At 48.8% G+C, this 14,011-nt stretch carries 12 protein-coding genes; 5 read left to right on the forward strand and 7 right to left on the reverse strand.

Annotated features, from left to right (window positions below; all coding sequences use genetic code 11):
* Positions 1-262 precede the first annotated feature (262 nt).
* Positions 263-760, reverse strand: coding sequence for a hypothetical protein (locus tag AC1XDK_RS17430; RefSeq protein ID WP_483351238.1), 498 nt, complete (start codon positions 758-760; stop codon positions 263-265).
* Between the two features lie 245 nt (positions 761-1,005).
* On the opposite strand from AC1XDK_RS17430, the gene AC1XDK_RS17435 reads away from it, so the two are divergent.
* A complete protein-coding gene (locus AC1XDK_RS17435) occupies positions 1,006-1,239 on the forward strand; it encodes a hypothetical protein (RefSeq protein WP_483351239.1) in 234 nt (77 codons plus the stop codon).
* An 873-nt stretch (positions 1,240-2,112) separates the two neighbouring features.
* On the opposite strand, the gene AC1XDK_RS17440 is transcribed toward AC1XDK_RS17435, so the two are convergent.
* Positions 2,113-2,265 (reverse strand): hypothetical protein, encoded by a 153-nt coding sequence (locus tag AC1XDK_RS17440; protein WP_483351240.1) that lies wholly within the window; start codon positions 2,263-2,265, stop codon positions 2,113-2,115.
* 215 nt (positions 2,266-2,480) lie between these two features.
* Between AC1XDK_RS17440 and AC1XDK_RS17445 the strand changes: the two genes are divergently transcribed.
* Complete coding sequence (locus AC1XDK_RS17445; RefSeq protein ID WP_483351241.1) at positions 2,481-3,923, forward strand: AlbA family DNA-binding domain-containing protein; 1,443 nt, start codon at positions 2,481-2,483, stop codon at positions 3,921-3,923.
* A 135-nt stretch (positions 3,924-4,058) separates the two neighbouring features.
* On the opposite strand, the gene AC1XDK_RS17450 is transcribed toward AC1XDK_RS17445, so the two are convergent.
* A complete protein-coding gene (locus AC1XDK_RS17450; RefSeq protein ID WP_483351242.1) occupies positions 4,059-4,571 on the reverse strand; it encodes an RDD family protein in 513 nt (170 codons plus the stop codon).
* Positions 4,572-4,895: 324 nt separating this feature from the next.
* On the opposite strand from AC1XDK_RS17450, the gene AC1XDK_RS17455 reads away from it, so the two are divergent.
* The gene (locus AC1XDK_RS17455) at positions 4,896-5,582 is read left to right on the forward strand and encodes a lamin tail domain-containing protein (protein ID WP_483351243.1); all 687 of its coding nucleotides are present in this window, start codon (positions 4,896-4,898) and stop codon (positions 5,580-5,582) included.
* A 173-nt stretch (positions 5,583-5,755) separates the two neighbouring features.
* A complete protein-coding gene (locus AC1XDK_RS17460) occupies positions 5,756-6,616 on the forward strand; it encodes a DUF8159 domain-containing protein (RefSeq protein WP_483351244.1) in 861 nt (286 codons plus the stop codon).
* Between the two features lie 202 nt (positions 6,617-6,818).
* Here AC1XDK_RS17460 and AC1XDK_RS17465 read toward each other — a convergent pair whose 3' ends face one another.
* From AC1XDK_RS17465 to AC1XDK_RS17480, 4 genes are all read right to left on the reverse strand, one after another.
* On the reverse strand, positions 6,819-7,961 hold the full coding sequence (locus AC1XDK_RS17465) for an NAD(P)/FAD-dependent oxidoreductase (protein ID WP_483351245.1): 1,143 nt from the start codon (positions 7,959-7,961) through the stop codon (positions 6,819-6,821).
* 17 nt (positions 7,962-7,978) lie between these two features.
* The gene (locus AC1XDK_RS17470) at positions 7,979-9,712 is read right to left on the reverse strand and encodes a hydantoinase B/oxoprolinase family protein (protein ID WP_483351246.1); all 1,734 of its coding nucleotides are present in this window, start codon (positions 9,710-9,712) and stop codon (positions 7,979-7,981) included.
* Between the two features lie 13 nt (positions 9,713-9,725).
* Entirely contained in the window at positions 9,726-11,756 is a 2,031-nt protein-coding gene (locus AC1XDK_RS17475; protein WP_483351247.1) for a hydantoinase/oxoprolinase family protein, read from the reverse strand.
* Between the two features lie 129 nt (positions 11,757-11,885).
* Positions 11,886-12,647: an IclR family transcriptional regulator gene (locus AC1XDK_RS17480; RefSeq protein ID WP_483351248.1), complete on the reverse strand. Its 762-nt coding sequence runs from the start codon at positions 12,645-12,647 to the stop codon at positions 11,886-11,888.
* 431 nt (positions 12,648-13,078) lie between these two features.
* Here AC1XDK_RS17480 and AC1XDK_RS17485 point away from each other — a divergent pair, with 431 nt between their 5' ends.
* Entirely contained in the window at positions 13,079-13,645 is a 567-nt protein-coding gene (locus tag AC1XDK_RS17485) for a pyridoxamine 5'-phosphate oxidase family protein (RefSeq protein ID WP_483351249.1), read from the forward strand.
* The last annotated feature ends 366 nt before the right edge of the window (positions 13,646-14,011 follow it).

Consider the following 14,011-nt stretch of genomic DNA (forward strand, 5'->3'; position numbering starts at 1 on the left):
TCTGGAACCAGGTGTGGTGGATTTGCGGTTGGCTGTCGCTCGTTGGGTACGGTACGTTGTGGCCGTCTCTTCGTCGATAAGGATACGCTCGCTGGCGTTTCAGGCTGTTTTGCCTTGATTGTTCATTTCCTAGAGGGAAGAAATACTTTACGGACATAAGTGCTAATTCTGACAAGAATTTGTGCTGGCTCACAGACGGGTTGTCGTGGGTTTGGGTGCCGATGGCTGTCGCTCTCTGAGAAGGGCGTTCTGTATGGGCCATCTACGCGCACACCTCAGTTGTAGTGGTGTGGGTGGTGGCGTCGATGTCGTAGCACCGTGCGAGGATGTGCTGGTAGTGTGCGCGGGTTTCCGCGTGGGTTTCTTCTGGTGGTGTCGAGGGGAGCTGTGGGTTGCCTGTTTTGGTGGTTGTGACCGAGCGGTAGGTGTCGGTGTCCTCGGGAATCTGGAAGCCCTCCTCGCCGTAGTCGATCGGGAGACGACGTTCGAAGAACCGTTGGCAGTCTGGCGTGGCGTAGATGCAGTACAAGTAGGGCTCTTCGGTGGTGGTCTTGGTTCGGGTTTGGAAGCCCACGCGGAGTTCGACGAGGTACGCGCGGGTGATTGCCTCATAGGTGTCTTCCGGAGTGGGTTGGTCGGGGTCTTGAGTGGCGGTGTCGGGTGTGGGTTCGAGGCGTTTGACCGGGTGGAAGACTTTTTCGCCGAATTGGGCCTCGAGGGAGAGGAGTCCGCCGTTGGGTTTCTCGTCGAAGGACGCCATTAGTGGAGTCCTCCGATGCAGGGTGGTTGGTAGTCGATGCGTTTTTCTACGGAAAGGGTATTGCTAGTCATGCTTCTGTGACCTCAGAAGCGCGGTCGGTGTCCTATCACCGGCCTTTCTGCGAAGGTAATCCGCGCTCCTCAGCTATTACTACGTAATTTGGCCACTTAATTCTTACCAAATATGGTAAGGCTTACTGTATTGGGAAAGACAAAGAGATAGGACAACATATTACCGAATGAAGTATGAACAACTCCACTGAAAAGTCACATATGTCCGAAGGACGGGGACTTCTCACAGAACCCGAACGCAATGCTATCGCTGGAGACGCGTCAGACTCGTATCGGTATAAAACACGCTCATTCCTCAGAAATCGCATTGAAAAACTGGAAAAAGATATTGAAGTACTTGAAGAACACGACCCAGAATTGCTTGATGAACTTCGAGAGGTGGTCTGCGAAAATCAAAATGACGTATAAAGCCGGGAAGCATCTCGACCATTACGTAACCAACTCCTATTGCAATACCTACCATACCAATTATGACATTTGACATTATATTGTAGTAGTGGACGTAAGCCGTTGTTCCGATGCTTTCCTCTGGGAGATATGATCTGTCGATGAAAAAATTGAAGAAAGAATTGGCGTGCGTGGTGTGTCAAACAGATATCTACAAAAACTGAAATCGGATGCTCTTTTTGACTTATCGTCGGTGGCAACGGATTGCTCCTATCTTGTTCGCTTTTTCTGCAAAATTAGACTTGCAGTGAAGAACTCCAAGATTTCGTCGTAAAAAATAATCAAAATGAATGTCCGAAACCAGTCATAAAAGTCATTCATCTCTTTCTGGTAGTCTTCAGCTAATTTTGTAATAACAATCTCTTCATCGAGTGATTCAAGAAATATTTGGACATCTGAATCTCAACCATTCCACTCCAACATTTCTTCTTTATCAAGAAAGAGCTCTAGTTCACCATCTTTGTCCCCCTTCATACTTGTAGAGATATTTGCTGACAATGGAGGGGTCCAGTTCTTCTGAGTGTAGTGTCGAATCTGTTTTAGAAGATTGACTTTCGTCTGAAGATCTCTTGACCTGATTTCCTCGAAATATTCCGATTTTAGTCCAGGCTTGTCGTCTTCGTGTCTATCTAGAAATGTCTAAGTATGTGAAATAAGTGTATGCACAGAAGCTGTATAATTGTGGAGACGTCTCATGTATTCCCTGAAAAAGTCCTGCATCTCTTCGTCTGACTTTTTCATCCAGAATGTCGCGTCATGTGCTACAAACTCATCCCGCTTCTTGGTTAGTAAAGTAAAATTTGTATTTACCATATTCAGCGTACTATAGAGCGATCAGATTTCGTTGAAAATCCTTGAGCCTTCAGAATCTAAACTAGCACTAACGAGCTCCTCACGTGTTCTCTCATCGGATTCGATAATCTCTTCCAATTTTCTGTGATCGAGTTCATCTTCGTTAAAGAAGTCACCTAAATTGTAGTCTGACATCGAATGTCAACATCTGAGTGTTCAGGTATCTTGAGTCTTCTTGACTATTCTAACCAATGTTGAAATGTCTCTCAAACTAGCTGCAATTACATCTATCTCACAGATTTATTGAGCCTTATCTACTGAACGAATCAACTAAGTTTGACTACTATAGGAGCGACAACCATTCGCACTGGGATATCCTCTTATGAATTGGATATCAATTCAGCAGTAAAATGCGTCTTGAACAAGAAACGAAACGCCTCGTAGAACAGTTTGCTTCGGAGCCAGGAGTCGAATCGGAGGAATTGGATTTCAAATCAAAGGAGATCGTTGAGAGTTCCAATGGTCGAAAAAAGCTTGTAAAGGTACTCTCAGCGATGGCCAACCAGAACGGGGGAACGGTAATTATCGGGGTGAGGAATGAGTCGGATGATAGCATTCTCATTCAGGGATTCTCGGTTGATTCCGAGGTTGTACAACATCTCACCCACTCGGCACTTGAATACACAACACCCCCCATTTCCGACTTAGTAGATGTGAACTTCATCGAGTATTCGGGAAAACGGCTCCTTCGTATTGATGTGAACAAAGCTCGAGAGAAGCCTGTTCAATTCAAGGAAAATGGCGATTTCGTTCCATGGATCCGTGTAGGAGATGGTATGGATGAAATGACTAGTGACCAGATGCTCTCGTTTTTCCAAGCTCGTGAACGTGAGGACTATAGCTTGTTCTCCTCCGAAATCGAACATCGCGTCAACATTACAATTGACATCGATTCGCAAGAAAATGTACCCTCTCTTCCCTCTCCACCAAATTGGCTGATCACGACATCGGAAGGGCCCTCAATGTTCGTCTTTGGAGAGCCTGGGCTCTCTCATGACTTCGGCAAGTCTGTTCTTTATCACGTAGAGGAGCGAGTTCACGCGTCATCAGCTGGGGAAATATCGGAGATTTTTGATGTGCTGGAACAAACCACCGGAACTAGCCTGCTCCCTTCACGATTAGGTTACGCGATTAAATTGGGAGACCGTCAAGTGATAGGTCGTGGCCATCGTTGGTTCGTTGAAGATTTGGAAAACATCGACGACACAATAGGGGTGCTAGAATCGTCGCACGAAAAAGATCCGGTTTCTAATCCTCCTGGTGACCCGCGACCCATTGCGGTTGCCTATGTGGATTGTTCTGCAGGCATTTTTTGGATTGAAACTCAATGGCAAGGCGAACAATTTTCGAGAACAAAGTGCGGGTTTGTCTTCACCGATATCCCATTTGACAATCGTGGTTACCAATCGTTTTTTACAGGATTAGGTAAGCAACCCGAAGTGTATGAACAACGTCGAGGTTTACAGATGCTTACCGTAGCTGGAGAATCACAATATCTCGGGAACCCCGAAATCATCAATATTAGCTCTCATCCTGACGCGCCAGAGTATATGGCTGTTGACAACCCTTTCTATCATCGGAAAGACGAACTTCAGAACCAGGTCAAAGTCAATATTCCAGAGTACCTATTGAATCCGCTAGATGGGATCAATCGTATGCCTCTTTCAATCTCTGGAGGCTACTCTGAGGATGAGGAAAGGTCGGTAAAGTTCGATACCCTCTCTATGTTTTCGAAAAACCTCTTAGTGAATACTGTCTTTGTATCTGGTTGGTGTAGACAACAACGAGAATAGCCTCATATATAGGGCTTCTCTGGAAGTCAGTGGTTCTGAAACTCGGTATCTACCCATAAATGATTGTTTGAATAGACTGATAGAAGGTTCCGAGAAGCATGTACCTGGCCAAAGATTTCAAAATCGAGGAACTATTCACTGTGAACGTGCTGGTGACTCAGGTTCAGTTGGTGTCCCAACGGGTGTCGTGCTGCTTGTAGTACTAACCGAGGTTTCACGAACAACGACTGTTCCGGCAACACGATCGCCGAGGCGTTGGCGCTTATCAGTCATCGCCATCGAGATGAACCCAATAAGGTAGTAAAATAACCCATCAATGATCTCAAGGAGGTTGCGAACAGCTGAGGAGCCGAGCGTACACGGAGTCCCGTTCTCTTGGACAACACGGATACCGAATAATCTCTTGCCAACAGTATATCCATCCCAGAGCCCTTCAATTAACAACCAGTAGACGAGGGCAACCAGTATACCGAGCAAAACTCCGAATCCTCCTGTACCATTGATCCCGAGTAGTCCACTGAAAAAGCCGACCACGAATGCAGGTATAAATGCGATAATGAACGTTACAATCGTGTCAATTATTTGTGCGCCAATCCGTGATCCGACGACTTGAGTGTCTTCTCGTGTCGGGGAATTATCCACTGACATAGTAATATCTTATCTCATAAGTATAAATATTTAAGGGATGTGGAGGCCTCTGTTAGTGACTTCTCCTCACCCTAACGGGTACAACACAAGGCTGGTAAGCCGATTCTCTTGAAGAGTATAGACGGACAAATATAGTAGTTCTCTTAGTATTGAGTATATTTTTCCATTCATCGAGCGATCACAACAGGAAACTCTGCTTCTCTCAACCACCCTGAGTCTATTCTCAACTCTAGTATCCGAAACTGCATTTATTCAATACTATTTAGGAATTTCCAGAATGTCTGACATAGATTTATCTGCTCACCAACTAATTCCATGACGCCTATGAAGCAGACACGACGAAGCGTCCTTGGCGCACTCGGAGCCGTGGCAACAGTTGGTATCGGCGCAACCCAGGTAATTGGCGCAGACATGCCGTCAATCAAAATTGAGATCAACGCCGAAGCTGAATACGTTACGCTCACGAATACAGGGGATTCCAAAGCAGACCTCTCGAACTATCTCATCGATCTCGAATACAGCGATCAAACTACTCAAGACCAACCTCTTGAAGACAACACGGTCATTCCATCTGGTGACTCGATTCGCGTCGGAACTGGTTCGACGACCGAAGGTGACGTCGATCAAGATCTTGGCTATGAAACGGAGATGCTCAACAACGAGAATCCGGACGTTGTTGCCTTGCTGAACACGGATGGTGATGTCGTCGCCAAGAGCAGTGACTCTCCAACCAACGAGACGACTACTGAAGAGGAAGATACCACTGACGACTCGACCGAGGAAACCACGACCGAGGAAGGGACGACTACCGAAGACAACTCGGACGAGTCCACGTCAGAGAAAACGACCGACGATTCCGATGACAGCGAGTCGAGTGGTGACTCCTCGGATGATACCCAGTCGGATGATGACACTGAGTCGGATGAGAGCGAAAGCTCGGGAAGCGATGACTCTAAAGACTCCGCTTCGGACGACTCGTCCACTGAAGACGATTCACAAGACGACTGCTGAGACAGCCAGTTGTCCACCCTATTTTCATGACCAACAGATCACGGCGACGGTTTCTCACATCGGCATTGGCCACCACGGGTCTCGGTATGCTTAGTGGGTGTTCGGACATCCTCGGGTCTACCGAAACCAACACGCCAGAAACATCCTCGAAAACACCAGACTCGACGACAGCAGTGACAGAAACGATCGCAACGACCGTTGAAATGGTGACAGCCACAACACAGTCCACCACCAGTGAGTCATCAGAGGGAACTTCGGCAGAATCATCCTCGAAAACGACACAGCAGGACGAAACAACCACATCAGAAGCTTCCTCAACTTCGCACTTACAAGCCACGGAACAGACAACATCGACTGAATCGACAACGTCAACAATCACCGCCGATGTCCCTGTTGAGACACCGACAACAACATCGGAGGATACGATGTCCGTCGAAAGTGCATTGGACTGGTTGATCGACAGCCTCCAGTCAGAAGGAGTCAACGTCTCTAACCCGACTACGTGGCGTGATATTGCGAAAATCACCCATACAACCAAAGAGACAACCCTTCTGGATGGATTGGCTGGAGAAATCGGAACCGTGGCTGGCCATTGGTTACAATTCACCACAAAAGTCGAGAACCCACCATCCGAACTCCGAGTCACCTTCCAAGACGAGGATGGTGACGATATCGGCGGCTATTCGGTGATGACCAAGGATGCAGAAGCCGTGTTGGACGGATTCATGACGACCGATGAGTTCTCTCGCCGAATCGTCTCGACAATTCGGTTTTCACCTGATGTTCCGACGACCATGACGACGCGGGCTCCATCGACCACTATGACCACGACTACCACGACGACAACGCCACCGGACTCAACAACCTCATCTCAAACGACTCCTGACTCCTCAACAACCACGACGAAGAGCCGATACACAACGACAACACGCCGGACATCCTCATCTACAACCACTACTAAGACAGAAACGAGCAGATCGACAAGCAACACCACGACAGAGAATATAGGATACACAACTGAATCATCCAGATAGCGGGTGCTTTTCGTAGCTTCTTGTGAATCTCTCCCTCGTCGCCAAGCCCATTCAAAATCTCATACTCCGTCCGCCATAGCCATCCACTCTCTTGGAATCCCGATCGTTGTCGAAACTCCACCTCTCTTCTTCGATAGTCCGAAGTCCGATTGTCTGACTATGGAGAGAGAATGAGATCATATGAAGTGCAGAAGCTAGTGCATCACCATTCAATCGCACTTCTGATTTCGAAATCTTCCTCCGGAGTCACAAACCGATCTGGCGCAAAGACGTCGGCATCAAACGTGGGTGTGGTCCCAGTGAGCAACTCTGCGATCAGGTGACCAGCAACAGTGCTGTACATGATTCCTTCGCCGTTGAACCCACAGCATACGTAAACTCCATTCGGATGGATTTCTCCGACCAGAGGATGGCGGTCAGGTGTTGCCGAACAAAGCCCTCCCCACTTCCCAGTCATCTGGCTTTCTTGAAGTTGGGCAGAGATCTGTGGTGCTTTCTCTGCAACCTCTTGGATGAACTCTTCACGGGCTGTCGAGCTGAACGTTTCGGGGTCAAGCTCCGTTTTCCCAGTACCCCCTCCGATCAGAATTTCCCCATTCACTTCTGATCGGTAGTACAGCTCAAGATCGGGATCATTGATAAGCGGTAGCTCGACCGTTTGTCCAGGGTCTAACATCGCAATCTGACTGACCCGGGGCTTTAACGGAAGTGAGACATCGATATCGCTCGCCAGCGATTTACTCCATGCTCCTGCTGCCACGACCACCGCTGAAGCGGTATATGATCCCTCGTTCGTCGTCACACGAGTGTTACCCGAAGGGAGGGTGTCAATTGATTCGACCGACTCACTTAGCACGTCTGCACCCCTACACATTGCATCCTCTAGAACGGTGACAGTCGCTGTGTATGGGTCGAGCGAGAACCCATTTTCGAACATAAATCCAGCTTCAATATCATCTGTTATGAGTGCTGGAATCCGATTGCCGATCTCGTCACCGGTTAGGAGTTGGGATTCGATCGTGGTTTCCTCGTGTAATCGTTCTAAATACGCTACTGACGCTGCATCTCGTGCAAGAGTATATGCATCTCCATAGTGCAGTTCGATTTTAGAATCCTGAGCCATCTCTTCCCAGAATTGGATGATGTACTCGTGCTCGTCCGGATGCGTTCCCGTACTCAAGAATTGATCGGGAGTGACAAACCCAGCAGCACGTCCACTTGCTTTGCTTGCTGGCTGGTCTTTTTCGAATACGGCGACGTCCTCAACCCCTGCAGTAGTGAGGTGATAAGCACAGCTGGCGCCAGCCACTCCGCCACCGATGATAATGACTTCAAAATCATTCATAGATGGACCCTCGAAAATTACTCCGATTCCACGTCTACATCGTACACGTCAGCCGCAATCTCTGGGCTAACCATGCCATTACGCACGTCCTCGCGGACTGCATCTAGATCTCGATTGGTTGGATCGCCCCATCCGCCACCGCCTTGGGTCTCGATGGTAAACGATTCACCTGGCTGGAATGGTTCGCTCCCGATCAGACACATTTCCCACTCGTCACCGTCCTTTTTCCAGCCGCCAATCACTTCTTCGTCGTCCATACCATGGTTTTTGATGAGCCGTCCAAGACCACCAGCATGGCCGTCGTTGACGCCGGGACTGCCTTCCTTCGTTCGACTTGTTTCGACACTCAACTCGGCGTACCCGTGGAATTGGAACGTTTCGCGCAGACCTAGTCCACCACGATGTTCACCGTCACCACCAGAGTCAGTGATGAACTCGCGTTCCTCCACAGTCACTGGGAAGAGCAGCTCTGCACGTTCGACAGGCAAGTCCATGCAGTTTCCAAGCGGATCTGCAGTCGTCTCCATCCCATCTCCAGTGGGTGTACCACCCCATCCACCAGGGGGGAGATCTGACCACACGTATCCAGCGTCGGTTTCCGGATCTTCTTGCTGGACGGTAAACCAGTTACACTCTGAGTAGGTTGGGGCAACGATTTTGTCCGGGATGGCATCCGCGAGTGCTTGCCAAATTACGGCACAGATCTTCGAGGCAGCGAACGTTGTACATCCGATCACGGGCCGTGGCCAGTTGGGATTCACCCACGAACCGTCGGGCAGTTCGATATTGATCGGTCTATACATTCCCGCATTGGCTGGTGCCTCGGGGTCAGTGAAGAATTTCAGTGCGTAATAGACCGCCGAATATGTATTTGCTTTCGGCGAATTCACGGATCCAGGCACTGCATCATCGGTTCCTTCGAAGTCCACTGTAATCTCATCACCGTCTATGATGAGTGTCACATCGAGATAGATCGAATCCTTCGTGATTCCGTCACAGTCACCGTAGTCCTGGGCGCTGTATTCGCCGTCTGGAATCTTGCGGATTGCTTCTCGCGTCCGCTCTTCGGTGTAATCTAATACATCATGCATTCCCTGTCGTACCGTGCCAGCACCGTACTTCCGTTCGAGCCGGTGCAGTTCATCTTTGGCGGCTGTCAGCGCAGCACGATGGGCTTGTACGTCTCCTTCGATGTACTGTGGAACACGGGTATTACTTTTCAGCACGCCAAGAAGCGCCTCATTTATTTCTCCATCTTCGACGATCTTCGTGGGTGGGATTCGAAGTCCTTCTTCGGCGAGGTGGGTTCCCCACGACTGACCTCCCGGACCTCCACCACCGAGGTCTGTCCAGTGTCCACGACTGACGCCGAAGCCCAAGAGCTCGTCTGAGTTATCGTAGATTGGTTGTGTCCACGTAACGTCGTTGATGTGCGTTCCCCCATTGTACGGGTCGTTAAGCAAGACGATATCATCTGCATCGAGTTCGTCTTTGCCGAACTCGTCAAGGGAGGCTTCTGCACTGAAATGCATCGCGGCAAGGTGGACTGGACAGTTAGCCGTTTGTCCAACGAGATTCACATCTGGTGTGAAGATTGCGTTCGAAAAGTCCACCATATCATAGATGATCGGTGAGAACGATGTTCGTTGTAGCACCGTACTCATCCGGTCAGCCGTATGTTCGTACGCACTTCGTAGGACTTCGAACGTTACTGTATCGATATTCTTTTTCTGATCTGTTTTTTGGGACATTGTTGACACTCCGTTAGTTACTTGAGCTAATGATGATGTTCTCGTGTTCGTCGACCGATGCGTTCATTCCTGGGTTCAGGGTGATCGTTGAATGGTCATCCTCGACGATGGCAGGACCGTCGAGATTCATGCCGGGCTCGAGATCTCCCCGGTAATAAATCGAAGTCTCTTGCCACTCGCTATTGAAGTATACATCTCGTGTTCCGGAGCCATCATCGTGGCCCCCACTCATCTCTGCATTCCGGAATCCATGATCGACCGTCTGTTTACTTCCTGCCACACGCAAGTTTACGAATGTGACTGGGAACTGGTTAGACGAGATTCCGTACTCTTGCTCGTGTTGCTCGTGGAAAGTTTCAATGAGTTGTTCAATAGTTCCGGCATCGAGTGATTCGTCGGTAACAGGAACGTCAACTTCGTAGGTTTGGCCGACGTACCGCATCTCTGCAGTCCGTTCGAATGAAATCTCTTCTGGTGTGGCCGCTCCTTCGCTGAATCTGGCTAGAATTTCTTGTTCAAGATCTTGAAATTCGTCTTCCAACTCAGACGGATCGACTGCCTCTACTGGCGTATAGAACGTCTTATCATCGTTATACCGGATGTCCATTACTGTTCCTCCAACCGCCGAAAGGACACCAGAAGCACTCGGAATAATGACTGACGAAACATCGAGACTCCTTGCAACCTCTCCAGCGTGCATCGGTCCACAGCCACCGAATCCAACTAGCGAGTAATCGCGGGGATCTTGTCCACGTTCGATTGTCGTCTCACGAACCGCTGCGGCCATGTTTTCGTTTGCGATTTCGAGGATGCCTTCTGCAGCTTCGAGAACATCCATATCCAACTTTTTAGCAAGCTCTGCGATCGAGTCGTGGGCTGCTTCTTCGTTGAGCGTTCGTGTTCCTCCCAAGTACGTTTCGGGGTCTAAGCGGCCGAGTATAAGGTGTGCATCGGTAATCGTGGGCTCGGTACCACCCATATCATAACAGACCGGCCCTGGATCGGCACCAGCACTCTGTGGACCGACACGAAGTGATCCCCCGTCGTCGATCCATGCAATGCTGCCCCCACCAGATCCAATGGTGGTCACATCAAGCATCGGCTTTACCAGGGGAATGTCGAACTTGACCTCGTATTCTGTCGTGACTAGCGGCTCTCCGTCTTCGACCAGTGAGACGTCTGTTGAGGTCCCACCAATATCCATCCCGATGACATCTGACTGGCTAACCGCCTCTCCAATAGCTTGACTACCTCTGACACCGGCTGCTGGTCCAGAGAGAATTGTCGATTCAGCCCGTCGTTTCGTTTGTGCTGTTCCAGCGACACCACCGTCAGACCGAATAACGTAAAATGAACCGCTAAACCCGTTGTCGACAAGCTTCCCGTCCAGATCATCTAAATAGTCCGCCATTATCGGCTCAAGAGCGGCGTTCATGATTGTGCTGTTGAATCGAGCTATCGACCCAAGTTTTCGACTCAACTCCGAAGAGAGTGCCACATAGAGATCATCGACAGTTTCAGTGAGAATTTCTTTGACACGCTGTTCGTGTTCCGGGTTCGCGTATGAATTAACAAAACCAACAGCAACACTTTTTACATCGTTGTGCTGGAGTTCATCGGCGAGTTCACGCACAGCCTGCTCATCGAGTGGTTCCGTCACCTCGCCGGAGTCATCAATACGCTCTGTAACTGTGTATCGATGGCTGCGATCGGTGAGGGGATCTGGTTTCGATTGATACGGATTGTACAGTTCCTCACGATGATAACGCCCAATCTCGATGAGGTCTCGGAATCCTTTCGTCGTAATTAATGGAGTTACTGCGTATTCTCCCTCGATTACGGCGTTCGTTGCGATTGTACTTCCATGCATGAACGTATCAACTTTCGACAGGTCTACGTCCACACTACCAAGCGCATTCATCACTCCGATAGTCGGATCATCGGATGTTGTCGGGACCTTCCCGTGAATCGCTTTCTGTTCATCACTCAGCCATCCATATAGGTCGGTATGTGTGCCACCGACATCCACGGCTATTGTGGACATGCATCAAGATTCATGATATTACTACATATACTGCGAGGATGGTCGAACGCGCCCGCTAACATTCGATACTATAAAAACGTCAAAGCCCACGCTCTCAGACAAATCAGAGAATAGTCTGGAATTCCGATGTCAATACTCGAGGTTGAGTTCAATAGTGTTCGCCGTTTCCACGATTGCCTTTCGCATTTTTTGGTCGTAGTCTTCATCTTGAAATCGTGCCGATGGCCCTGCGATACTCACACCTCCATAGACTGTGCCGTCTTGTTTTATCGGCGCTCCGACAGCGTGAACGCCTTTAACTTCCTCACCGGCATTATATGCGTACCCCTGGTCACTCACCTCTTGTAATTCGTTTAAGAGAACTCTCCGTTCTGTTATCGTATTCTCTGTTTGTTCTGGCAGCCCGTGACGGTCAAGTATCTGACGTACTTCTTCCTCGTCCAAGCTTGCCAAAATACACTTTCCTGCTGCAACAAAGTGGAGAGACGTACGAAGGCCACGTCTGCCATTTGTCTGGACTGCCCGGTCACCTTTTGCACGATCTAAGTATACTGCTCGTCCGTGTTCCTCGACGATGAGCCATACCACTTCTCCTGTCTCTTCCGCCGTTCGTTTCAGGATCGGATGGGCAACCGATGTCAACTTGTTTTTCTGCTTTGAGTACGTCCCATGGTCGAGAAATTTCAAACTTAGGTCGTACGTTTTCCCGTCTTTGACCACGTATTCTTTCTGTTCTAATGTGGCGAGATACGTATGGACCGTGCTTTTCGCCAAGCCGAGATAGTCTGCTAACTCAGTAATCGTGCTTCCATCAAGTTCTTGGAGTGCTGTTACGATTTCAAAGACCGTATCAGCCGTTTTTACCGTCCTGCTAGTGTTAAACTCTGACATGGGTAAGAAATTGGATGGTCCCTTACTTATACCCTAATAAAATTCAATCAAATTAAATATAATTTAAAAATCTAGATTCGGTATTTGTGAATAAGAATTAATATTGGAGATCTAATCTAAGATGGAGAATGTAACTGCTCTAGGGGATAGGTTGTCAATTTTCGACACTTATTTTCTGAAATCAAATTAAATTCTAGTATCTCTGTTCGGTATTTACGAAATCTACTGAAGCCAAGATATCTGGGATTCTCTTTATATTGTCGAGAGTGGCACAACTCTGCTCGGTGGTCGTCGAATCAACAATTGAATTCCGGAACGGAGTAGATTGAGTAATCATTGAACTAATTCTCTTCCGCGATGTCGAAAAAATGGCTATTCCAAGCTAACAAATCTACAAACCGTTTTTACCGCAGCCATCCGTTATAGCAGAGATGACCGAAAACACACCCAAGAACGTCACCGATTCTATCCGTTATCAAGGAAAGGCGATCGATGATCCGGCATGGATACCTGAATTTCTCGCCGACCAGGAAACGGGTGTGCTCGGTCTCATCGATGACGATATCCCTCACCTCGTAACACAACTCTTCGTCTACAATCGTGATGAAGGCGTGATTTACCTCCACGGTGCACAAGCGGGACGTGCTCACGAACTCGTTGAGAGCGGCGACCAGCCGCGTGCTTCCTTTACAACGAGTGAAAAAGGGCGGTATATCCCAGCTGACGAACCGGTAAACTTCACCGTCGAATACTCAAGCGTGGTCGCCTACGGAACCATTGATTTGCTCGCTGATAGAGAGGATAAACGAGCGGTTCTTGAGCAATTCATGGAGAAATTTGCACCCCAGCTGGCTGAAGGCGAGGACTATGAGCGAATAGCACAGGAGTCAATCGATCGGACGGCCGTCTACCGTCTCGACGTCGAATCATGGAGTGGCAAAGAAGGGTGGAAAGATTCCGACCATCCAGGGGCGTACAGTCTCGATTCAACCCAGTAATCATGATCGTTTTCTCCACATTCTCTCCTACTTGTTGAGTCCTGATGCCTCGATGAGCGGATGGCCGCTCAACCCAAACGTGTTCACCACCCACCGAGCGGTCACCGCCGGAAACTCGGACGCACGAATCACCCGAAGAATATCGTCATCATTCGTTTCTTCTGCATACCGGCCATGAATAACGTGTTTTCTTACGTCTTCTACTATAGCCTACAGTTTATCGTCAGAATCCACCTAAGAAGAAAAGTAGTGGAGGGTCGGCGACGATCCATAATCAGCGCTACAAAAATGCAGAACTAGTCCAATTTCTGAGTGATGTTATAGTCTACGAAAGTAAAATTATATGACAACTTATGTCGCTTCGGC

It is taken from the genome of Haladaptatus sp. HS23, from assembly GCF_056892285.1.